This window comes from Streptomyces sp. NPDC093089, from assembly GCF_044754405.1.
Taxonomy (GTDB): Bacteria; Actinomycetota; Actinomycetes; order Streptomycetales; family Streptomycetaceae; genus Streptomyces.
The window spans coordinates 1-21,771 of the sequence record NZ_JBIVPA010000005.1 but is presented as its reverse complement, the minus strand read 5'-3'; the positions used below and the strand labels follow the sequence as shown (position 1 = coordinate 21,771).

Annotated in this window: 16 protein-coding genes; 9 read left to right on the top strand and 7 right to left on the bottom strand. The window is 72.5% G+C overall.

Annotated features, from left to right (window positions below):
* Positions 1-5: 5 nt before the first annotated feature.
* The 3 genes from ACIQFX_RS12850 to ACIQFX_RS12840 all read right to left on the bottom strand — a co-directional run bounded on the left by ACIQFX_RS12850 (position 6) and on the right by ACIQFX_RS12840 (position 3,849).
* Positions 6-1,028 (bottom strand): endonuclease/exonuclease/phosphatase family protein, encoded by a 1,023-nt coding sequence (locus ACIQFX_RS12850; protein WP_402461657.1) that lies wholly within the window; start codon positions 1,026-1,028, stop codon positions 6-8.
* A 356-nt stretch (positions 1,029-1,384) separates the two neighbouring features.
* Complete coding sequence (locus tag ACIQFX_RS12845; protein WP_402461655.1) at positions 1,385-2,164, bottom strand: TetR/AcrR family transcriptional regulator; 780 nt, start codon at positions 2,162-2,164, stop codon at positions 1,385-1,387.
* Positions 2,165-2,202: 38 nt separating this feature from the next.
* Complete coding sequence (locus ACIQFX_RS12840; RefSeq protein WP_402461652.1) at positions 2,203-3,849, bottom strand: MFS transporter; 1,647 nt, start codon at positions 3,847-3,849, stop codon at positions 2,203-2,205.
* A gap of 193 nt (positions 3,850-4,042) precedes the next feature.
* Here ACIQFX_RS12840 and panB point away from each other — a divergent pair, with 193 nt between their 5' ends.
* The 3 genes from panB (at position 4,043) to ACIQFX_RS12825 (ending at position 6,950) form a co-directional block, all read left to right on the top strand.
* Positions 4,043-4,906, top strand: coding sequence for a 3-methyl-2-oxobutanoate hydroxymethyltransferase (panB, locus tag ACIQFX_RS12835; RefSeq protein WP_402461649.1), 864 nt, complete (start codon positions 4,043-4,045; stop codon positions 4,904-4,906).
* A gap of 185 nt (positions 4,907-5,091) precedes the next feature.
* On the top strand, positions 5,092-6,084 hold the full coding sequence (locus ACIQFX_RS12830) for an ATP-binding cassette domain-containing protein (RefSeq protein WP_402461646.1): 993 nt from the start codon (positions 5,092-5,094) through the stop codon (positions 6,082-6,084).
* On the top strand, positions 6,081-6,950 hold the full coding sequence (locus ACIQFX_RS12825; RefSeq protein ID WP_402461643.1) for an ABC transporter permease: 870 nt from the start codon (positions 6,081-6,083) through the stop codon (positions 6,948-6,950). The genes ACIQFX_RS12830 and ACIQFX_RS12825 overlap by 4 nt, the downstream gene beginning before the upstream one ends.
* Before the next feature lie 15 nt (positions 6,951-6,965).
* On the opposite strand, the gene ACIQFX_RS12820 is transcribed toward ACIQFX_RS12825, so the two are convergent.
* A complete protein-coding gene (locus tag ACIQFX_RS12820; RefSeq protein ID WP_402461640.1) occupies positions 6,966-10,457 on the bottom strand; it encodes an AfsR/SARP family transcriptional regulator in 3,492 nt (1,163 codons plus the stop codon).
* Positions 10,458-10,555: 98 nt separating this feature from the next.
* Between ACIQFX_RS12820 and ACIQFX_RS12815 the strand changes: the two genes are divergently transcribed.
* Positions 10,556-11,350, top strand: coding sequence for a site-2 protease family protein (locus ACIQFX_RS12815; RefSeq protein WP_402461637.1), 795 nt, complete (start codon positions 10,556-10,558; stop codon positions 11,348-11,350).
* A 59-nt stretch (positions 11,351-11,409) separates the two neighbouring features.
* Here the strand turns inward: ACIQFX_RS12815 and ACIQFX_RS12810 are convergent, their stop codons facing one another.
* Entirely contained in the window at positions 11,410-11,649 is a 240-nt protein-coding gene (locus tag ACIQFX_RS12810; protein ID WP_402461634.1) for a hypothetical protein, read from the bottom strand.
* Between the two features lie 92 nt (positions 11,650-11,741).
* The gene (gene npdG, locus ACIQFX_RS12805) at positions 11,742-12,440 is read right to left on the bottom strand and encodes an NADPH-dependent F420 reductase (protein ID WP_367825063.1); all 699 of its coding nucleotides are present in this window, start codon (positions 12,438-12,440) and stop codon (positions 11,742-11,744) included.
* A 102-nt stretch (positions 12,441-12,542) separates the two neighbouring features.
* Between npdG and ACIQFX_RS12800 the strand changes: the two genes are divergently transcribed.
* Both ACIQFX_RS12800 and ACIQFX_RS12795 read left to right on the top strand, forming a co-directional pair.
* The gene (locus tag ACIQFX_RS12800; protein ID WP_402461630.1) at positions 12,543-13,145 is read left to right on the top strand and encodes a hypothetical protein; all 603 of its coding nucleotides are present in this window, start codon (positions 12,543-12,545) and stop codon (positions 13,143-13,145) included.
* A gap of 201 nt (positions 13,146-13,346) precedes the next feature.
* Positions 13,347-14,684, top strand: a complete 1,338-nt coding sequence (locus tag ACIQFX_RS12795) for an MFS transporter (protein WP_402461627.1) — start codon at positions 13,347-13,349, stop codon at positions 14,682-14,684.
* A 24-nt stretch (positions 14,685-14,708) separates the two neighbouring features.
* Here the strand turns inward: ACIQFX_RS12795 and ACIQFX_RS12790 are convergent, their stop codons facing one another.
* Positions 14,709-14,942, bottom strand: a complete 234-nt coding sequence (locus ACIQFX_RS12790) for a hypothetical protein (RefSeq protein WP_402461624.1) — start codon at positions 14,940-14,942, stop codon at positions 14,709-14,711.
* A gap of 61 nt (positions 14,943-15,003) precedes the next feature.
* Between ACIQFX_RS12790 and map the strand changes: the two genes are divergently transcribed.
* The 3 genes from map to ACIQFX_RS12775 form a co-directional block, all read left to right on the top strand.
* On the top strand, positions 15,004-15,861 hold the full coding sequence (map, locus tag ACIQFX_RS12785; RefSeq protein WP_402461621.1) for a type I methionyl aminopeptidase: 858 nt from the start codon (positions 15,004-15,006) through the stop codon (positions 15,859-15,861).
* A 114-nt stretch (positions 15,862-15,975) separates the two neighbouring features.
* A complete protein-coding gene (locus ACIQFX_RS12780; RefSeq protein WP_402461618.1) occupies positions 15,976-16,626 on the top strand; it encodes a heme oxygenase (biliverdin-producing) in 651 nt (216 codons plus the stop codon).
* A gap of 517 nt (positions 16,627-17,143) precedes the next feature.
* A partial coding sequence (locus ACIQFX_RS12775) for a hypothetical protein (protein ID WP_402461616.1) occupies positions 17,144-21,771 on the top strand: 4,628 nt, incomplete at its 3' end.

Here is a 21,771-nt window from a genome sequence, read left to right as displayed (position 1 = left end):
GAGGGTCAGAGCTTCACGCGGGCGGCGATCGGAAGGTGGTCGCTGTTCGTCTCCGGCAGGGCCCAGGAGGACATCGGCTCCACCCCCTTCACCATGATCTGGTCGATCCGGGCCATCGGGAAGGACGCCGGCCAGCTGAAGCCGAAGCCGTCGCCGGCCGCGCCCTGGGTGGAGCGCAGCTGCGAGGTGACGGCGTTGAGCGCGCGGTCGTTCATGGTGCCGTTGAGGTCGCCGAGGAGGACGATCCGCTCGTGCCGGTCGCGGGCGATGGCCTCGCCGAGCGCGTTCGCGCTGGCGTCCCGCTGGTTGGCGGTGAAGCCGGCGTTCATCTTGACGCGCACGGACGGCAGGTGGGCGACGTACACCGCGACGTCGCCGCCGGGGGTCACGACGGTGGCCCGCATGGCGCGGGTCCACCCCATCCGGATGTCGACGGGCTGTGCGGCGCGCAGCGGCAGCTTGCTCCAGAGCCCGACGGTGCCCTGGACGGAGTGGTACGGGTAGGCCTTCGCGAGGCCCCGCTCGTACGTCGGGACCATGTCGCCCTTGAGCTCCTCCAGGGCCAGGACGTCGGCGCCCGAGCCGGCGAGCTCGCGGGCGGTGCCCTCGGGGTCCGGGTTGTCGGCGTTCACGTTGTGGGTGGCGACGGTCAGGTCGCCGCCGGAGGCCGACTTGTCGGCGACGAGGCCGCCGAAGAGGTTGAGCCAGACCACCGCGGGGAGCAGGAGGGCGATCAGGGCGGTGGCGGAGCGGCGCACGAGGGCGAGGACGAGCAGCAGCGGCAGGAAGAGGCCGAGCCAGGGCAGGAAGGTCTCGGTGAGGCTGCCGAGGTTGCCGATCCTGTTGGGGATCTCGGCGTGGAACACCATCAGGAGCGTGACCGCCACCGCCGCGAGGGCGAGCACGATGCCGCGGCGCCAGATCCCCGGGTCGCGGCGGAACCGGTCGAGGGCGGTCCCCAGACGGGACCCGGAGTGCCCGTTCCCGGCGCCGCCGTGTTCGGTCTCCGTCATGTCCACCCGCGCCATCGCACTGTCCTCACTGCTGCCTTGCCGTCTTGCGTGACCCGGTGTCGACACTAGGCGATCCCGGGTCCGTCGTACTCCCCCAGGGACGACGGAGCCGCGTGGCGGGTTCCTGCAGGTGGCGCAGGCGCCGTCCCTGTGACAGAACGCGCACATTCGGGCGGCTCGGCGGCTTCGCACGGCTCGGCACGTTCGTACCGCGGCGGCGGCTTCGTACCGGACCAGCGGCATCGTGCCGGGTCGGCACCTTCGTACCGGACCGTCGGCATCGTGCCGGGTCGGCGCCTTCGTACCGGACCGTCGGCATCGTGGCGGGTCGGCGCCTTCGTACCGGGTCGGCACCTTCGTACCGCTTCGGGTCAGGCGCGGGGGCGCAGGCCCTCCATGACGGCGTCGACGACCCGTTCGGCGAGGCCGGGCTCCAGGGTGGCGCCGGGGCGGATGACGGTGCGCAGCAGCAGGGGGCCGGTGAGGAGGTCGTTGACGAACTCGACGTCGAGGTCCGCGCGGATCTCCCCCCGCTCCATGCCGCGCCGCACGGCGTCGAGGCCGATCCGGCGGCGGGGTTCGATCACGGTGTGGTGGTACGCGTCCCACAGCTTGGGGTAGCCCTGCATCTGCGAGAACACGTGGTGCAGCACGGCGGAGCTGCGCTTGGCGAGGCCGCGCTGCCGCAGCGACTCCAGGAGCGCGACGAGGTCGTCCCGCACCGAGGTGCCGGGCAGCACCGGGTCCGGGGGCTCCACGGAGCGGACCAGGTCGACGAAGAGCTCCTCCTTGCCGGCCCAGCGGCGGTAGATCGTGGCCTTGCCGACGCCGGCGGTGCGGGCGATCCGCTCGACGGACAGGTCGGCGAGCGGTACGCCCTCGTCGAGCAGCCCGGCCGCCGCGTCGAAGATCGCCTGTTCCACCGCCTCGCTCCGCGGCCGCCCCCGCCGGGCGGGGGCGGACGCGGGCCCGCTCCCGGACCCGGCCCCGGAGGCGACCTCGGAGGCGGCGCGCCCGGCCGGCGTCCCGGCGCCGCCCGCGGCTCCGGCCGTGGGGCCCGCCGGCGTCGCGGGGCCCTCCTCGGCCGGGGAGCCCGCGGGCGGGCGCCCGTCGTCGTGGGGGGTCGGGGACCCGCCGTCCTGCAGCGACACGTGCGCTCCGCCTCTCGTCCGGTCGGTGGCCGGGTGGTTCACCGTCGGGCCGATTGTCCCGTCTCGCCGCCGGGTGCGGACACCGAGGCCCGCCGGGTGTCGCCGGGGGTTCCGGCGCCGGGGGCCGCGCCGGGGCCGGTCGGCGTGCGGCCCGGGAGGAAGGCGGCGACGACGGCGGCGCCGGCCAGGGCGATCACGGCCGAGGCGACGGCGGTGGTGTGCATGGCGCCGAGGAAGGCGTCGTACGCGGGGGCGACGAGGTCCCGGCCCGCGGGGCCGAGCTTCTCCGCGACGGCGAGCGTGGCCTCGACGGACTCGCCCGCCGTGTCGCGCAGGGCGGCCGGGACGCCGTCGAGGTGCCCCTCGATCCCGCCGCGGTAGGCGGAGGAGAGCACCGAGCCGAGGACGGCCACGCCGAGGGCGCCGCCGACCTGCCGGAAGGTGTTGTTGATCGCCGAGCCGGAGCCCGCCTTCTCGCGGGGCAGCGCCTGCATGATCGAGACGGTGACCGGCGGCATGATGTGCGCCATGCCCGCGCCCTGGAGGAAGAACACGACCTCCAGGACCCAGACCGGGGTCGTGGCGTCGAAGAGGGCGAAGGCGGCGAGGCCGAGGGCGACCAGCAGCATGCCGCCGGTGCACACCGCCTTGGCGCCGAAGCGCTCGACGACGAGCCGGGCGCGGGGCGCGAACACCATCTGCGCGACGGCGAGCGGCAGGATGAGCAGCCCGGACTGCAGCGCGCTGTAGCCGCGGACGCTCTGCAGGTAGAAGGCGGAGAAGAAGGTCACGCCCATGAGGGCGAAGAAGACGAGCGCGATGGCGGCGACGGCCGCGGAGAACGCCGGCTTCCTGAAGTGGGTCATGTCGATGGCCGGGTGGTCGCTGCGCTTCTCGTGGAGCACGAAGCCGGCGAGGACAGCGAGGCCGCCGAGGACCGGGGCGAGGACGGTGGCGTCGGTGAAGTCGGCGAGTTCGCCGCCGCGGATGATCCCGTACACGAGGAGGACGAGTCCGACGACGGAGAGCAGCACGCCGGGCACGTCGATGCGGCCGGGGTTCGGGTCCCGGGAGTCGGGCACGAGCCAGAGCATGAGGCCGAGGGCCAGCACGACGACGGGCACGTTGACGAGGAAGATCGATCCCCACCAGAAGTGTTCGAGGAGGATGCCGCCGGTGATCGGGCCGATCGCGATGGCGAGGCCGACGCTGCCGGCCCAGATGCCGATGGCCTTGGGCTGCTCGTCCCGCTCGAAGACGTTCATGAGGACGGCGAGGGTGGCCGGCATGACGAACGCGGCGCCGAGGCCCATCACGGCCCGGTAGGCGATGAGTTCGCCCGGGGAGCCGGAGAAGGCGGCGAGGGCGGAGCCGATGCCGAAGACGGTGATGCCGAAGAGCAGCACCTTCTTGCGGCCGAGGCGGTCGCCGAGGAGGCCGGAGGTGAAGAGGAGTCCGGCGAAGACCAGCGTGTAGGAGTTGATCGACCACTCCAGCTCGCTCTGGGTGGCGCCGATGCCGGTGGGCGCGGGGGCGGCGATCGTCTTGACCGCCACGTTCAGGATCGAGTTGTCGAGGACGACGATGAGCAGGCTCAGCATGAGGACGCCGAGGACGGCCCAGCGGCGCCGGTGGACGGCCTCGGGGACGCGGGGCGCGGCGGGGGCGGAGGACTGCGGTGACATGCTCACCACTCTAGGCGTATTTTCGATACGAGACCGTCTCGTATCGAAAAACTGACCGAGGCTTTACGTTGCCGCGGTGTGAACAGCGCCACTCGCGCCCACTTCCCCGCCCGCCCGGCGAAGTGCCACCATGGATGTGGTCCGGGGACGCCGTGAGGGCGCCTCGAGATGACACAACAAGGAGCCGTTCACCATGACGCTTCAGGCTGCCCCGAAGACGTCCGCCGACAGCAGCAAGGCGCTGTACGGAGGCAAGGGCACTCGCCGCATCACCGTCCACGACATCGCCTCCGCCAAGGTCCGCGGCGAGAAGTGGCCCATGCTCACCGCCTACGACGCGATGACCGCCTCCGTCTTCGACGAGGCCGGCATCCCGGTGATCCTCGTCGGCGACTCGATGGGCAACTGTCACCTCGGCTACGACACCACCGTGCCCGTCACGATGGACGAGATGACGATCCTGTCCGCCGCCGTCGTCCGGGGCACCCGGCGCGCCCTCGTCGTCGGCGACCTCCCCTTCGGCTCGTACCAGGAAGGGCCCGTCCAGGCCCTGCGCAGCGCCACCCGGCTGGTCAAGGACGCGGGCGTGCACGCGGTCAAGCTGGAGGGCGGCGAGCGCTCGCTGCCCCAGACCGAGCTGCTCGTCCAGGCCGGCATCCCCGTCATGTCCCACCTGGGCCTCACCCCGCAGTCCGTGAACACCATGGGCTACCGGGTGCAGGGCCGCAGCGACGAGGCCGCCCACCGGCTGCTCAGCGACGCCAAGGCCGCGCAGGACGCGGGCGCGTTCGCGGTCGTCCTAGAGCTCGTACCGGCCGAACTGGCCGCCGAGGTCACCCGCTCGCTGCACATCCCGACCATCGGGATCGGCGCCGGCTCCGGCACCGACGCCCAGGTCCTCGTCTGGACCGACATGGCCGGCCTGACCGGCGGCAAGGTCCCGCGCTTCACCAAGCAGTACGCGAACCTCCGCGAGACGCTCGGCGACGCCGCCCGCGCCTTCGCCGAGGACGTCTCCGGCGGGGCGTTCCCCGCCGAGGAGCACACGTTCCACTAGTCGCACCCACGGACCGTCCGGTCCGTGACCAGTCGCACCCCGGACCGTCCGGTCCGTGACGGCACAGGACCGGACGAACCGTACGAGCCACTGCGGCACCACCTACAGCCCGCCGACATCCCCCATCGGCGGGCTGTAGGCCTTCTGTAGGGGGATTGTCGGTGGCGCCTGGTCTAGTAGCGACCATGACGCGATCACACATCAACGCCGTCGAGGTCCGGGGCCTCGTGAAGCACTTCGGCGAGACGAAGGCCCTCGACGGGGTCGACCTCGACGTCCGGGAGGGCACGGTCCTCGGGGTCCTCGGCCCCAACGGCGCCGGGAAGACCACCCTCGTCCGCTGTCTGTCCACCCTCCTCGTGCCGGACTCCGGCACCGCCACCGTCGCCGGCTACGACGTGGTGCGGCAGCCCCGCCAGCTCCGCCGCACCATCGGCCTCACCGGCCAGTACGCCTCGGTCGACGAGAAGCTGTCCGGCTTCGAGAACCTGTACATGATCGGGCGGCTGCTCGACCTCTCCCGGAAGGACGCCCGGAGCCGCGCCGACGAGCTCCTGGAGCGCTTCTCCCTCACCGAGGCCGCCAAGCGGGCCGCGATGACCTACTCCGGCGGCATGCGCCGCCGGCTCGACCTCGCCGCCTCCATGATCGGGAAGCCCGCCGTCCTCTACCTGGACGAGCCGACGACCGGTCTCGACCCCCGGACCCGCAACGAGGTCTGGGACGAGGTCCAGCGGATGGTCTCCGAGGGCGTCACCGTCCTCCTCACCACCCAGTACATGGAGGAGGCGGAGCAGCTCGCCAACGAGCTGACCGTCATCGACCGCGGCCGGGTCATCGCCAAGGGCAAGGTCGACGAGCTGAAGTCCAAGGTCGGCGGCCGCACCCTGAAGATCCGCGCCGCGGACCCCGCCGAACTGCCGGCCATGGCGTCCGCGCTGCGCGAGACCGGGCTCGACGGCGTCGCCGGTTCGACCGTCGTGCCGGACGAGGACGCGCTGTACGTGCCGATCCTCACCGACCAGCAGCTGACCGCCGTCGTGGGCCTGCTCGGCGCGCGCGGCTTCGGCATCGCCCACATCGGCACCCACCTGCCCAGCCTGGACGAGGTGTTCCTCGCGATCACCGGCCAGAAGTCGACCGCGTCCGACGCGCTTCCCGAGGAGGTCGCCGCATGAGCGCCACCACGACCACCACCCCGCTGTCCAAGTCCCCCGTCGACGCCCCCGAGCCCGGCCCGGCCGTGGCGCGCAAGGGCTCCGGCGAGGGCCGGATCGGCGTGCGGGCCAACCTCCGCCACATCGGCGCGCTGGCCCGACGCAACGCCCTCCAGATCAAGCAGGACCCGGAGTCGATGTTCGACGCCGTCCTGATGCCGATCATCTTCATCCTGCTGTTCGTGTACGTCTTCGGCGGCGCCATCGCCGGCAAGGGCAACAACGACGCGTACGTGAACTACGTGACCCCCGGCCTGATGGCGATGATGGGCATGAACATCGCCATGGGCGTCGGAATCGGCATCAACGACGACTTCAAGAAGGGGGTGATGGACCGGTTCCGGACGATGCCGATCGCCCGCTCCTCGGTCCTCATCGCCAAGATCGTCGTCGAGGTCGGCCGCATGATGATCGCCACCGCGATCCTGCTCGGCACGGGCTTCCTGCTCGGCCTGGAGATCAAGACCTCGTTCGTCGAACTGCTCGCCGCCATCGGCCTGTCCGTCGTCTTCGGCGCCTCGCTGATGTGGATCTTCATCCTGCTCGGCCTGACCATGAAGACGGCCCAGGCCGTCCAGGGCATGGCCATGCTCGTCCTGATGCCGCTGCAGTTCGGCTCCTCGATCTTCGCCCCGCCGACCTCGATGCCCGGCTGGCTGGAGACCTTCACCGACTACAACCCGCTGTCGAACCTGGCCGACGCCGCCCGTGCCCTCATCAACGGCGGCCCGGTCGCCCACTCGGTGTGGATGACCCTCGGCTGGGCCCTGGCCATCACCGTCGTCACGGCGCCGCTGGCGGTCTCCAGGTTCCGCAAGAAGACCTGACACCGGAGCGGGGGCTCAGGACTCGGTGCGCTCTCTGATCGCGTCGGCGGCGCGACCGAGCACGGCGGCGGCCTCTTCCAGTGAGAGGCCGTCGCCTTCGGCGTGCGCCACGGCGAACTCGTCCTCGCCGATCACGGACCTGACCAGCTCGGTCGCCCGGTCCAGGTTCTCCCGCTCCAGCGGCGGCGGCAGGTGCTCCGCGGGCAGCAGACCGTCCCGGGCACCCAGCAGCACCGCCCCGGCCCGCGCCGCCTCCGGCCCGCCCGGCCCGGCCAGCGCCCAGGCGGCGGTGACCAGGTGGACCGCCGGCATCTGCGGGGCGACCATCATCGACAGCGGCCCGAGGGACCGCTCGTACGCCCGCGCGGCAAGGTCGAGCCCCGGCCCGTACCGCCCGTCCAGGTTGTCCAGCCAGCCCAGGCTGCCGATCGCGAAGCCCTCGAAGATGGAGAGGGTCGCGGAGTCGAACTCGCGCCGCAGCAGGTGGAGGTGCTCCCGGGCCTCGGCGGTCCGGCCGGTGCGGCCGAGCGCCAGGGCGAGGAACAGCCGGGCGCCCAGCACGGGTTCGTGCCCCCGTCCGTGGCTGCCGTCCAGGATCCCACGCAGGATCGCCTCGCCCTCCTCGAGCCGCCCGGTCTCGACGAGGGTGCCCGCGTACCGGGCCCGCAGCAGCGCCATCTGCGACTGGGCGCCGATCCGCTCCGCGTAGCCGATGGCGGCGGCGAAGTCCTCCGCCGCGCCCGCGAATTCGAGCCGTCGCTCGCGGGCCTCGGCGCGGGAGGACAGCGCCTCGGCCGCGCCCCACGCGTCGCCGAGACGGACGAAGATCTCCAGGCTCTCCTCGGCGTCGGCGCCCGCCCTGTCGGCCCAGTCGGACCGGTTGGCGAACATGTTGGCGCGCAGCTGGAGGGCGTTGGCCAGCTCCCAGTCGTAGCCGTGGCGGCGGCAGGCCTCCACGGTCGCGTCGAGGAGCTCCCGCAGCCGGCCCGCCTCGCCGATGAGGAGGACCGCGAAGACGGCGAAGGAACCGGGCAGCCGGCAGGTCTGCGGCAGGCCCGGCGCGTAGACCGCGGTCATCTCGCGCAGCCGCACCACCCCCTCGGGGGTCGTCCAGCGCCCGGTCTCGTGGTCCATGTTCAGGAGCTCCACCAGCCGCACCCCCCGCCGGGCCTCCCAGCGCTGCTCCTCGGAGAGCGGCGGCGGCAGGGCCGTGCACGGCTCGTGCAGGGCCACGACGGGGGCCGCGGGCGGCGTGAACGGGTCGGGCCCCAGGGCGGCGGCCGCCCGCGCCCAGTGCAGCGCGTCGACGCGCAGGTCGCGCATCTGCCAGTACCAGAGCAAGGAGTGGACGAGGACGAGCGCCTCGTCCTCGTCGCGGGCGGCGACGGCCCGGCGCAGCGCCGTGCGGAGGTTGCCGTACTCGGCCCCGAAACGGGCGATGGCCTCCACCTGCCCCTCCCCCCGCAGTTCGGGGTCGGTCCGGCGGGCCAGCTCCCGGTAGTACGTCAGGTGGCGGTGCTCGGCCGCCGCCCGCTCCCCCGCCTCGTCCAACCGCTCCGCCGCGTACTCGGCGACGGTCTCCAGGAGCCGGTAGCGCATCCCGGTCTCCGCGGGCGCGGAGACGACGAGGGACTTGTCGACGAGGGAGCCGAGCACGTCGAGGACGTCGGCGGGGGCGAGGGCGGGGGCTTCGGCGGGGATGGCGGCGGGAGCGGGGGCGGGGGCGCCGGCGGAAGCCAGGGCGCCGGCCGGAGCAGGGGTGCCGGCGGGGAGGTCGGTCACGGTGCCCGCGCAGACCGCTTCCGCCGCCTCCAGGTCGCTGCCGCCGGTGAACACCGACAGGCGGCGCAGGACGGCCCGTTCGGGCTCGTCGAGGAGGTCCCAGGACCAGTCGACGACCGCGCGGAGGGTCTGCTGGCGGGGCAGGACGGTCCGGGCGCCCGAGGTCAGCAGGCGGAACCGGTCGTCGAGCCGGTCCGCGATCTGGCGCAGGGTCAGCATCCGCAGCCGGGCCGCGGCGAGCTCGATCGCCAGCGGGAGCCCGTCGAGCCGCCGGACGATCTCGGCCGCCGCCTCCGGGTCCTCCTCGGTCCGGAAGCCGGGGCGGACCGCGGCGCCCCGCTCCCCGAACAGCCGCAGCGCGGTCTCCGCCGGCAGCGGCCCGAGCGGGCGCAGCACCTCCCCCGGCACCCCGAGGGGTTCCCGGCTCGTCGCGAGGACCCGGAGTCCGGGGCAGCGGGCGAGCAGGGCCTCGGCCAGGTCGGCGGCGGCGGCCACCACGTGCTCGCAGTTGTCGAGGAGCAGCAGCATCCGGCGTCCCGCACAGTGCTCGACGAGCCGGGCGAGCGGGTCGTCCCCGGCGCGCAGCTCCTCGGCCCCGGCGCCGCGCAGCACGGTCTCGCGGGCGCCGACGGCCGCGAGGACGGCCTCGGGCACGGCCTCCGGATCGCGTACGGGCGCGAGCTCGGCCACCCAGACGCCGTCCGGCCACGCCTCGGCCCCCCGCTCGGCCGCCTCCTGCGACAGCCGCGTCTTCCCGGCTCCGCCGGTGCCGAGCAGCGTGACGAGCCGCGCCCCGCGCAGGTCCTCCCGGAGGGCGCCGATCTCCTCGTCCCGCCCGACGAAGCTGGTGAGCCGCGCCCGCAGGTTCCCGGGGGCGGCGGGGGTCCGCGGGGACGCGGGCGCCTCGGCGGGTCCGGACGCCGGTCCGGGTGCCGGTGCCCCGGAATGCGCCCCGGTCGGCGCCTCCGCCGGGGCCTGCACCTGCGCCTGTTCCGCGGTCTCGGCAGGGGCGAGGAGTTCCGCGTGGAGGGCGCGCAGGGCGGGCGACGGGTCCGCGCCGAGGCGGTTGGCGAGGGCGCGGCGGACCGACTCGTACGCGGCGAGCGCCTCGGCGGCCCGGCCGGTGTCCCGGAGGGCGCGGATCCGCAGGGCCTGGAGGAGCTCGTCCAGCGGGTGTGCGGCGCAGAGGGCGGTCAGCTCGGGGAGGGCGGCGGACGCCCCGCCGAGGGCGAGGGCCGCGTCGAGGCGGGCGCGGCGGGCGTCGAGCCTGCGGGCCTCCCAGCGGGCGGCCTCGGCGTCCCGGTCCGGCAGGTCGGCGAGGGCGGGCCCGCGCCAGAGCCCGAGGGCCTCGTCGAGGACGGCGGCGGCCCGGTCCGGGGCGCCGGCGCCGAGCGCGGCCACTCCCTCGGCCGCGAGGTGCTCGAAGCGCCGGGTGTCCACGTCCTCGGGCCGGGCGTCGAGCCGGTAGCCGCCCTCCGCGGAGACGACCCGGTCCCGGCCGACGGCCTTGCGCAGCCGCCCGACGAGGGCCTGGAGCGCGGCGACGGCGTCGGCGGGCGGCTCGTCGCCGTGCCACACCTCGTCGACGAGGTCCGGCACGGGCACGGTCCGGCCGGCGCGCAGGGCGAGCACGGTCAGCAGCGCGCGGACCCGCGGGCCGCCGACGGTCACGTCGGTGCCGTCGGGTGCGTGGGCGAGGGTCGGGCCGAGCAACGAGTAGCGCACGGGCCCATTGTCCGCGAGACGGTCCCCGGCCGAGGAACTCGCCCCGGTACCCGGTACGTTTCCCGCACACCAGTCCTCCGTCCCTGGGAGTTCCCGCGATGACCACGGCCACCACCCGGCGCCACGAACGGCGGATCAGCCCCGTCTTCCTGGCGATCCTCGCCGTCATGGCCGTCACCGGCTGGGCGGTGTGGACGGACTTCGCCGCCTTGCCGGGCCTGGCGGTCTTCCTCTTCGTGACCTCGGCGTGGGTGGTGTCGCTCTGTCTCCACGAGTACGCGCACGCCCGTACGGCGCTGCACGGCGGGGACATCACGGTCGGTGCGAAGGGGTACCTGACCCTCAACCCGCTCGCCTACACGCACGCGGTGCTGAGCGTCGTCCTGCCCGTGCTGTTCGTGATCATGGGCGGCATCGGCCTGCCGGGCGGCGCGGTCTTCATCGAGCAGGGCCGGATCAAGGGCCGCTGGAAGCACAGCCTCATCTCGGCGGCGGGCCCGCTGGCGAACGCCCTGTTCGCGCTGGTCTGCACGGCCCCGTTCTGGCTGGACGCGCTGGACGGCGTGCCGGTGGCCTTCCAGTTCGCGCTGGCGTTCCTGGCGTTCCTCCAGGTGACGGCGGCGCTCCTGAACCTGCTGCCGGTGCCGGGGCTCGACGGCTACGGGGTGGTGGAGCCCTGGCTCTCGTACAAGCTGAAGCGGCAGATCGAGCCGTACGCGCCGTACGGCTTCTTCATCGTGATCGCCCTGCTGTTCGTGCCGGCGGTCAACAACGCCTTCTTCGACACGATCGACGCGCTGATGCAGTCGCTCGGGGTGCCGGAGGAGACCCGGTACTGCGGTTCGCAGCTCTTCCGCTTCTGGCAGGAGACGCCGGAGTTCTGCGGGGTCTAGGAGGCTCGGGGGCCAGGAGGCTCGGGGGCTGGACACCCCCGAGCCGGGGCCAGGGGCCTCTAGCCCTGGGCCTCGGCGGCCTTCTCGGCCTTGGCACGGCGGACGTAGTACCAGGCCATGTTGGAGGACAGGCCCGCGAGGAGGACCCAGATCACGCCCAGGAAGTTGCCCTGGACGAAGGAGACGACGGCCGCGGCGACGGCCAGGGCGCAGACCACGAGGGCGTAGAGGGCGAGGCGGGGCATGGGGGACGGCTCCTGTCCGGGTACGGCCGATGGTGCCCGTCCAGTGTCCCCCATGCCCGGAAGCGCCCGGTCTCCGGCTCCGCCCTCCGCGCAGCGGGGGCGGCTCGGACCTCGGCCCGGCTCCGTCCTCCGCGCGGCGGGGCGGCTCAGACGTCGGTGACCCGCAGGCCCGCGTGGGCCTTGTAGCGGCGGTTGACCGAGATGAGGTTGGCGACGAGCGACTCGACCTGGTGGGCGTTGCGCAGCCGGCCCGCGAAGACGCCCCGCATGCCGGGGATACGGCCGGCGAGGGCCTGGACGATCTCGACGTCGGCGCGCTCCTCGCCGAGGACCATCACGTCCGTGTCGATCTCCTCGATGGAGGCGTCCTGGAGGAGGACGGCCGACAGGTGGTGGAAGGCGGCGGCGACCCGGGACTCCGGGAGCAGCGCGGCGGCCTGCTCGGCGGCGGAGCCCTCCTCGGGCTTCAGGGCGTAGGCGCCCTTCTTGTCGAAGCCGAGCGGGTTGACGCAGTCCACGACGAGCTTGCCCGCGAGTTCCGCGCGCAGGGACTCCAGGGTCTTGGCGTGGCCGTCCCACGGCACGGCGACGATCACGATGTCGCTGCGGCGGGCGACCTCCGCGTTGTCGGCGCCCTCGACGCCGTGGCCGATCTCCGCGGCCACGTCGCGGGCCCGGTCGGCGGCCCTGGAGCCGATGAGCACCTGCTGGCCGGCCTTGGCGAGCCGGTAGGCGAGGCCGCGGCCCTGGTCGCCGGTGCCGCCGAGCACACCGACGACGAGACCGGAGACGTCGGGGAGGTCCCACGGGTCCTTGGGGGCGGGCTTGCTGTCAGTCGTAGTCATGGCCCCGACATTACCGACCGGTCGGGTCCGTGGACCTCCCGTACGGGTGGAACGTCGGCAACCGGCCGCGCGGCGGGCCCCGCTGCGGCAGGATGCGGGCCCATGGATGCCGTACGGGTCGCGTTGCTGCGGGAAGTGCTCGCCGGGACGGAGTGGCCGGGCGAGGCCCGCCGGTTCGCGGGGGCCCTCCGGTCGTCGGTCGTCCCGCACCGGGGCGGACTGCTCCTGGTGGGCACGGAGGAGTACGAGCCCTGGCACCTGGCGGCGCACCTGGTCGACGAGGCCGCCTGGTCGGGGCTGCCCGAGCTGGCTCCGACGCTGGTGCGGCACCGGGTGCGGCCGGGCGACCCGGTGCATCTGGCGGTCGGGCTCGGGCGGCTGGAGGCGGCGGGGCGCGGGGCGACGCTGCTGATGGTGGCGCCGGAGCGGCCGGACGCGGGCCTGCTCCAGCGGGTGCACGACGCCCGGCGGGCGGGGGCCACGGTGCTCTCGCTCGACGGAGGCGACGCGGAGGTGCGGGGCCTGTCCCACGAGGCGCTCACGGTGACGGAGGACGCGGGCGTGGACCTGGACACGGTCCAGCACCTGGTGAGCGCGGCGGCCGGTGAGAACAGCCTGCCGTCGCCGCGCGGCAGCCGCCGCTTCCGCGACCGCCTCTCCGGCCTCGCGGACCGCCTGACGGCCCCGCCGCCGACCCGCTGGTAGCCCCCGGGCGGCACCGTCCGGCGGGGGCCACCGACCTCCGGGCGGCCCCGTCCGGCGTGGACGACCGGCACCCGGGCGGCACCGTCCGGCATGGACGACCAGCCCCCGGGCGGCACCGTCCGGCATGGACGACCAGCCCCCGGGCGGCACCGTCCGAAATTCGGTTGCCCGCTGCATCCTGCGGCCGGAGCATGGCGCCTCGTGTCCTCCCCCCTCCTTTCCAAGCTCTCCGCCCTGCTGCCCGATACGGCGCCGTGGCGGTCGTCCCGCGACTTCCGGCTCCTGTGGGTACAGGGGCTCGTCACGTACTTCAGCAGCGCGCTGGCGATGGTCGCCCTGCCGCTGCAGATCAAGGAGCTGACGGGGTCGCCGCTCGCGGTCGGCGCGATGGGCGCGGTCGAGCTGGTGCCGCTGGTGGTGTTCGGCCTGTACGGCGGTGCGCTCGCGGACGCGGCGGACCGGCGGAAGGTGATCGTGGCGACGGAGGCGGGGCTCGGGCTGCTCGCCGGCCTGCTGCTGGTCAACGCGCTGCTGCCGGAGCCGATGCTGTGGCCGCTGTACGTGGTGGCCGCCGGGGTGTCGGCGCTGGCGGGGCTCCAGCGGCCGGCGCTCGACTCGCTGCTGGCCCGGATCGTGCCGCACGAGCAGCAGACGGCGGCGGCCGCGCTGAACTCGCTGCGCTGGCAGATGGGCTCGATCGCGGGTCCTGCCATCGCGGGTCTGGTCGTGGCGTACGCGGGGCACGCGCCCGCGTACGGAGTGACGATCGCCGGTTTCGCGGTCTCCGTGCTGATGTGCCGCCGCCTCTCCCCCGCGCCCGCGGCGCACGACGCGGAGAAGCCCTCGCTGCGGGGCATCGCGGAGGGCGCGCGGTACGCCTGGTCGCGGCCGGTGCTGCTCGGCACGTACACGATCGACCTGGCGGCGATGTTCTTCGCCTTCCCGAACACGATCTTCCCGTTCCTCGCGGACGAGCTGGACGCCGACTGGTCGCTGGGTCTGATGTACGCGGCGGGCTCGGTGGGCTCGCTGGTGCTCGGGCTGACCAGCGGCTGGACGTCGAAGGTGCGGCGGCACGGCCTCCTGGTGGCCGGCGGCGCGGCCGGCTGGGGTCTGGCCATCGCGGCGGCGGGCTGGTTCGGGAACGTCTGGCTGGTGCTGCTCTGCCTGGCCTTCGCCGGCGCGGGCGACATGCTGAGCGGGCTCGGCCGGGCCACGATCTGGAACCAGACGATCCCGGAGGAGCTGCGCGGCCGGCTCGCCGGCATCGAGGTGCTGTCCTACAGCGTCGGCCCGCAGCTGGGCCAGGTCCGGGCGGGCGTGGCGGCCGGCTGGACCGGCACCCGCGCGGCCGTCTGGTCGGGCGGTGTCGCGTGCGTCGCCTCGGTGGGGCTGCTGTGCCTGGCGCTGCCGAAGCTCCTGACGTACGACGCCGACACGGACGAGGACTCGCTGCGCCGCAAGGCCCAGCAGGACCGGGAGCGGCGGGAGCAGGAGCGTCGGGACGGTGTCCGGCAGGAGACCGCCGGGTCCGCCTGAGCGGTCCCGGCGGCTCCCGCGCGGTCATTCGTCCGGCGTCCGGTCCTTCCCGGCCTCGTCGTGCCAGCGCGGGTCGGTCTCCCACTCCAGGTTCCGCTCGCGGGCGGTCTCCATGGCGTGGGAGGCCTCCTCACGGCTGGTGTACGGGCCGAACCGGTTCTTGGCGGGGCACTCGGGGCCCTCCTCGACCTTCTTGTGCTCCAGGCAGTAGTACCACTCGCCCGGTTTGCCCGCGGCGCTCTTCTTGAACAGGGCCATCGTCGTCGGCTCCTTCCTCCGAGACCATGCTGCCCCAGACCCGGTCGTTAGACTCGCTGGCATGTCTGGCCAGTCGCTTCTCGTACCGGGGGAGCTCTCCCCCCACCGTTCCGTTCCGGGCTCCATCCGCCGCCCCGAGTACGTCGGGAAGCCCGCACCGGCCCCGTACACCGGGCCCGAGGTGCAGGATTCCGACACCATCGAACGGATGCGGATCGCCGGCCGCATCGCCGCCCGGGCGATGGAGGAGGCCGCCAAGCACATCGCCCCGGGTGTCACCACCGACGAGCTCGACCGGGTCGCCCACGCGTACATGTGCGACCACGGCGCCTATCCCTCGACCCTCGGCTACCGCGGCTTCCCGAAGTCGCTGTGCGCCTCGATCAACGAGGTCATCTGCCACGGCATCCCGGACTCCACGGTGCTGCGGGACGGCGACATCGTGAACCTGGACGTGACCGCGTACATCAACGGCGTCCACGGCGACAACAACGCAACCTACCTCTGCGGCAACGTCGACGAGGAGTCGCGGCTGCTCGTGGAGCGGACCCGCGAGTCCCTGAACCGGGCGATCAAGGCCGTGCGGCCGGGCCGCCAGATCAACATCATCGGGCGGGTGATCGAGTCGTACGCCAAGCGCTTCGGCTACGGCGTCGTGCGCGACTTCACCGGGCACGGCATCAACTCGTCGTTCCACTCCGGCCTGATCGTCCCGCACTACGACTCCCCCCACCACACCACCGAGATCAAGACCGGCATGACGTTCACGATCGAGCCGATGCTGACGCTCGGCACCCACGACTACGACATGTGGGACGACGGCTGGACCGTGGTGACCAAGGACCGGAAGCGGACCGCGCAGTTCGAGCACACGCTCGTGGTGACCGAGAACGGGGCCGAAATCCTTACGTTGCCCTGATCTCCCGAACGGGTAGCGTTTTACCGACAGGACGTCGGGAACCAGTTGACTTAGGTAACCCTAACTCGGCAGGATCGTCACTGGTTCCCGTCCCATCGGTCTCGGAGGCACGCCTTGGACACGCCCTTCTCCACCCTCATCCGTACGGCCTCGCACGAGCAGCACACGGAGGCGGAGACGTCGTCCTTCATGGGGGACCTCCTCGGCGGGCGCCTGGCCGTCGACGCGTACGCGCGGTACACGGAGCAGCTCTGGTTCGTCTACCAGGCGCTCGAAGAGGGTGCCGAGGCGCTCCGCGAGGACCCGGTCGCCGGGCCCTTCATACAGCCCGAGCTGTTCCGCACGGCCGCCCTGGAGCAGGACCTCGCCCACCTGCGGGGCCCCGACTGGCGCGCCGGAGTCTCCCCGCTGCCCGCCACCGAGGCGTACGCCGGGCGGGTCGCCGAGTGCGCCCGCGACTGGCCGGCCGGTTACGTGGCCCACCACTACACGCGCTACCTGGGCGACCTGTCGGGCGGTCAGATCATCCGCGACAAGGCGGAGCGGACCTGGGGCTTCACGCGCAAGGGCGACGGCGTGCGGTTCTACGTCTTCGAACAGATCGACAACCCGGCCGCGTTCAAGCGGACGTACCGGGAACTGCTGGACCGGGTGAACGCCGACGACCTGGAGAAGCAGCGGATCGTCGACGAGTGCAAGCGCGCCTTCGCCTTCAACAGCGCGGTCTTCCACCAGCTGGGCGGCGAGTTCCCGCTCAGCGCCTGAGCCGGAGCTGCCGCAGCAGCCACGGCCACACACCGACAAGGGCAGCCTTCCGCTGCCCTTGTCGCGTTTCACCGAAGCCCCCGGAATCACGCACGAGAAATTCGCCTCGCGCCCGCCATTCGACCGGCAAAAGCTCCGGAGATACCCCCACGCGCCAAGGCCCCCCGCCCCCCACCTGCGCTTTCATGTCGATCTGAACCCCTATGGCCCACATTTCCCAGCAAGATCATGATTGGCTTCCTTTCGGCCGCACATGCCCGACCAGAGCCACCGAAATCAGGTCGAGCGACTGTTAGCCTGCGCCTGAATGATGTTGATCATCCATGAGGGGTGGGGCGTGAAACGCTTTAGTAAGCGAACTCGCAAAAGAGGAATTTCACTTGCATTGGCCACTGCGATATTCGCCGGTGCGCTGCCGGCCGCAGCAGTGGCGGCGGGGGGCGAAAGCCGTTTGCGGCTACCGGAGTTGAAGCAGCCGAAGGCCGTTCCGGTGTCCGGCGTGCGGGCAGGCGGGCCCGTGCGGCCCGACGCCGCCTCGCGCACGGCGAAGCCGAAGTCCGCGTGGCCCGCGGCGGACACCGTCCGGGTCCCCGCGGGCCGGGGCGGCCGGGCGGGCGAACTGCCGGTGTCCGTGTTCCCGGAGCCGGCGGCGCGTCCGAAGACGGCCGGCGCCCAAGCGGCACCGGCCGCGGACAGCGAACTCGAAGTCTCCGTCACCGACAGGCAGGCGGCCCGCAGGGCCGGGGTCGACGGCCTGGTCCTCTCGGTCAAGCGCCTCGCGGGGGCGGCGGCTCCCCGCACTCCGGCCACGATCGAGGTGAACTACGACTCCTTCCGTCACGCGTACGGTGGCGACTGGGCAGGACGACTGCGCCTGGTCCAGCTCCCGTCCTGTGCGCTGACCACCCCGGACCGCCCGGCGTGCCGCACTCAGAAACCACTGGAGACCAGCAACGACGTCCAGGGCGGAAAGCTCTCCACCCGGACCGCTCTGGGCTCCACCGCGATGGTCCTCGCGGCGACCGCCGAGGCCGGAGGCCCCACCGGCGACTTCAAGGCCACGTCCTTGCAGCCGTCGGGCACCTGGAGCGCCGGCGGCTCCACCGGATCCTTCAACTGGTCCTACCCGATCCAGGTGCCGCAGGTGCCGGGCGGCCCACAGCCCTCGATCTCTCTCGGCTACAGCTCACAGGCGGTGGACGGCCTGACCGCGGCCTCCAACACCCAGCCCTCGTGGATAGGTGACGGCTGGTCCTGGGAACCGGGCTTCATCGAGCGCAAGTACAAGTCGTGCGAGGACGACAAGACGGGTGGGACGAACACCACCAAGGTGGGCGACCTGTGCTGGTTCAACGACAACGCCACACTGAATCTCGGCGGTAAGAGCACCGAACTGGTCTACGAGTCGGGCAAGGGCTGGCACCCCGCCTCCGACAGCGGCGAGAAGGTCGAGAAGCTGACCGGCGCCGTCAACGGTGACGGGGGCACGGACGGCGACGACGGCAAGGGCGAGCACTGGAAGGTCACCGGCACCGACGGGACCCAGTACTTCTTCGGCCTGAACCGGCTGCCCGGCTGGACCGACGGCGGCACCATCACGCCCGACGACGACAGCCCGTCGACCAACTCCACCTGGACGGTCCCGGTCTTCGGCAACCACTCGGGCGAGCCCTGCTACAACGCCACCTTCGCCGACGCCTGGTGCAAGCAGGCCTGGCGCTGGCAGCTCGACTACGTCGTCGACCCGCACGGCGCGGCGATGGCCTACTACTGGAACACCGAGGCCAACAACTACGGCCGCAACGTCTCGCAGGACGGCAAGGCCACCGTCACCCCCTACATCCGGGGCGGCTGGCTCGACCACATCGACTACGGTCTGCGCGACAACGCCGTCTACACCGGCAAGGCCATGGGCCAGGTGAAGTTCGACGTCGCCGAGCGGTGCCTCACCGCCTGCGGCACCTTCGACGAGACCAACGCCAAGAACTGGCCCGACACCCCCTACGACCTGAACTGCAAGGACGGGGTGACCGAGTGCAAGGACCAGTACTCGCCGAGCTTCTGGACCCGCAAGCGCCTCACCGGCATCACCACCAAGGTGCTCACCACCAGTGGTCTCAAGGACGTCGACAGCTGGACTCTGGACCAGAACTTCCCGCCCTCGGGTGACGGCATCTCCACCCCGATGTGGCTGAAGTCCATCCAGCACACCGGCAAGGCGGGCGGCACCCTCACGCTTCCGGCCGTCACCTTCGCGGGCGAGCAGCTGGCCAACCGGGTCGACAAGACCGGCGACGGGCTGGCGCCGTTCATCCGCCTGCGCATGTCGCAGGTCACCACGGAGACAGGTGGCACGACCGGGGTCTACTACTCCCCCCAGGACTGCAGCCCCACGGCACTGCCTCCGGCGGACGGCACCAACACCACCCGGTGCTACCCGGTGAAGTGGGCCTTCGAAGGTGAGACGGCCGAGCTGGACTGGTTCAACAGCTATGTGGTCACACAGGTCGTCGAGGGCGACAACCTGGCCGAGTCCCCCGACAAGGTCACCACGTACTCCTACCTCGACGGGGCCGCCTGGGCCAAGAGCGACAGCGAGTTCACCAAGGCCGAAGACCGGACCTACTCCGTATCCCGCGGATACGAACGCGTCCAGACCCGTACGGGCGCGGCCGACGACCCCCGCACCCTGACCGAGGCCCGCTACTTCCGCGGCATCGACGGCGCGACGGTCAAGGACTCCGCGGGCGTCGGGGTCACCGACCGCCCCGAGTTCGCGGGCATGGCCCGCGAGAACCTGACGTACAACGGCGACGACACGTCGAAGCTCGTCACCTCGACCTCGTACACCCCGTGGCGCTCCGCCGCGGTGGCCACCCGCACCCGGCCCGGTCTGCCGGCGCTGGTGGCGTACAAGACGGGCGTCGAGGGCGAGACCGCCCGGACGACCGTCACGGGCGGCACCCGTACCACCGAACTGACGCGCACCTTCGACAGCTACGGCATGATCGCCACCGAGTCGTTCACCGGTGACGAGGCCGAGCCCGGCGACGAGCAGTGCACCACCAAGAGCTACGCCCGGAACACCGGGAACGGCATCCTGGACCGGGTCAGCCGGGTCGAGACCGTCGCCGTCGCCTGCGGGGCGACCGTCTCCCGGCCCGGCGACGTCATCAACGACGTCCGGACCTACTACGACGGCGGAACCCTCGGCACCCTGCCGGGCACCGGCCTGATCACGAAGACGGACAGGATCAACGGCAAGGGCGACGGCTACGACGTCGTCAGCAGTGTCCCGAGCATCTGCGGAGCGGACGGCCTGCAGCTCTGCTACGACGTCCACGGCCGGCAGACCGCCGCCGCCGACGCCTACGGCAAGGTGACCCGGACCGCCTACGTGCCCTCCTCGGGCGGCCTGGCGACCACGGTGACCATCACCAACCCCAAGGGCCACACCGAGACCTCGGTGATGGACCCGCTGCGAGGTCAGCCGACGCAGGTCACCGACGCCAACAACAGGGTGACCTCCACCGCGTACGACGCCCTCGGCCGGGTGACCGGGGTCTGGCTGCCGACCCGTTCGGCCGCGACCTACCCGGACTCCCCGAACAACGCGTTCACGTACACGGTCCGCAAGGACGGCCCCGTCATCACGGCCACGAAGACCCTCGGCCACGACTCCACCTACCGGACGGCCTACGCGTTCTCGGACGGCATGCTGCGGCCCCGGCAGACGCAGGAGCCGTCGCCGGACGGCGCCGGACGGCTGATGACGGAGACCTACTACGACACGCGCGGGTTCGCCTGGCGTTCCTCCGGCCGGTTCTTCGCGACCGGCGCCGCGGAGCCGGTACTGGCCATGGGCGAGGCGCTGAACTACCCGGCGTCCACGGACACCGAGTACGACGGCGCGGGCCGCGTCACCGCCGTGATCTCGAAGCGGTTCGGCGACGAGACCAAGCGCACCACCACCTCTTACACGGGTGACACCACCACGGTGGTCCCGCCCCGAGGCGGCACCGCCACGACGACCGAGGTCGACGCCCTCGGACGCACCGTCACGCACAAGCAGTACACCGCCGCGGACCTGTCGGCCGGGCAGACCTCCTCGTACACCTACGACAAGCGCGGCCGCGTCGCCACGACGGCCGACCCGTCGGGTTCGACATGGACGTACACCTACGACGTCCGGGGGCGGCTGAGCCAGCTCGACGACCCGGACAAGGGCACCTCGAAGTACACCTACGACCAGGGCGACCAGGTGACGACCATCACCGACGGCCGTCTGATCACCCTGAGCACCACCTACGACGAGCTGGGGCGCCCGACCGCCCTCAAGAAGGGCACGACCCTCCTCACCGAGTGGGTCTACGACACGGCCACCAACGGCAAGGGCCGACCGGCCAAGTCGATCCGCTGGGTGAACGGCCAGGCGTACGAGTCCGCCACCACGTCGTACAACGCCCTCTACCAGCCGGTCCTCCAGCAGGTGACCGTCCCGTCCGTCACGGGCCGGACGGCGCTGGCGGGCACGTACAAGTGGACCAACTCCTACAACGCCAACACCGGCCAGGTCATGTGGGTGATGCAGCCCGCCGCCGGCGGACTGCCCTCGGAGAAACTCGCCAACACCTACACGGCGGGCGCCGGACTGCTGAACACCGTCGGTGCCGGCACCGACACGATCATCTCCGCGAACACCTACGACCACTACGGCCGCAACGTCAAGCAGGAGTACGGGGCCTTCGGCCAGCACCTGTGGGCGTCGAGGCAGTTCGACGAGCACACCGGCCAGCTCACCCGCTCCTACCTGGACCGGGAGGTGGCACCCCAGCGCATCGAGGACGTCAAGTACTCCTACGACCCCTCCGGCGCCATCACCTCCATCGCCTCCGCCTTCGGCCAGGACGCCGCCCGCACCACCGACACCCAGTGCTTCCGGACCGACGCCCTGCGCCGCGTCACCGAGGCCTGGACCAACACCGGTGAGACCTGCGCCGCGGCCCCCTCGACCTCGGTCGTGGGCGGCCCCGACGCCTACTGGACGTCATACACCTACGACGCCGTCGGCAACCGCAGGACCGAGACCGACCACAAGACGGCCTCCGGCCCCACCGCGGACACCCTGCGCACCTACGCGGCCCC

Coding starts and splice junctions, on each gene's coding strand:
- ACIQFX_RS12850 (WP_402461657.1), bottom strand. CDS start 1,028: ATGGCGCGGGTGGACATGACGGAGACCGAACACGGCGGCGCCGGGAAC.
- ACIQFX_RS12840 (WP_402461652.1), bottom strand. CDS start 3,849: ATGTCACCGCAGTCCTCCGCCCCCGCCGCGCCCCGCGTCCCCGAGGCC.
- panB (WP_402461649.1), top strand. CDS start 4,043: ATGACGCTTCAGGCTGCCCCGAAGACGTCCGCCGACAGCAGCAAGGCG.
- ACIQFX_RS12830 (WP_402461646.1), top strand. CDS start 5,092: ATGACGCGATCACACATCAACGCCGTCGAGGTCCGGGGCCTCGTGAAG.
- ACIQFX_RS12825 (WP_402461643.1), top strand. CDS start 6,081: ATGAGCGCCACCACGACCACCACCCCGCTGTCCAAGTCCCCCGTCGAC.
- ACIQFX_RS12815 (WP_402461637.1), top strand. CDS start 10,556: ATGACCACGGCCACCACCCGGCGCCACGAACGGCGGATCAGCCCCGTC.
- ACIQFX_RS12810 (WP_402461634.1), bottom strand. CDS start 11,649: ATGGGGGACACTGGACGGGCACCATCGGCCGTACCCGGACAGGAGCCG.
- npdG (WP_367825063.1), bottom strand. CDS start 12,440: ATGACTACGACTGACAGCAAGCCCGCCCCCAAGGACCCGTGGGACCTC.
- ACIQFX_RS12800 (WP_402461630.1), top strand. CDS start 12,543: ATGGATGCCGTACGGGTCGCGTTGCTGCGGGAAGTGCTCGCCGGGACG.
- ACIQFX_RS12790 (WP_402461624.1), bottom strand. CDS start 14,942: ATGGCCCTGTTCAAGAAGAGCGCCGCGGGCAAACCGGGCGAGTGGTAC.
- map (WP_402461621.1), top strand. CDS start 15,004: ATGTCTGGCCAGTCGCTTCTCGTACCGGGGGAGCTCTCCCCCCACCGT.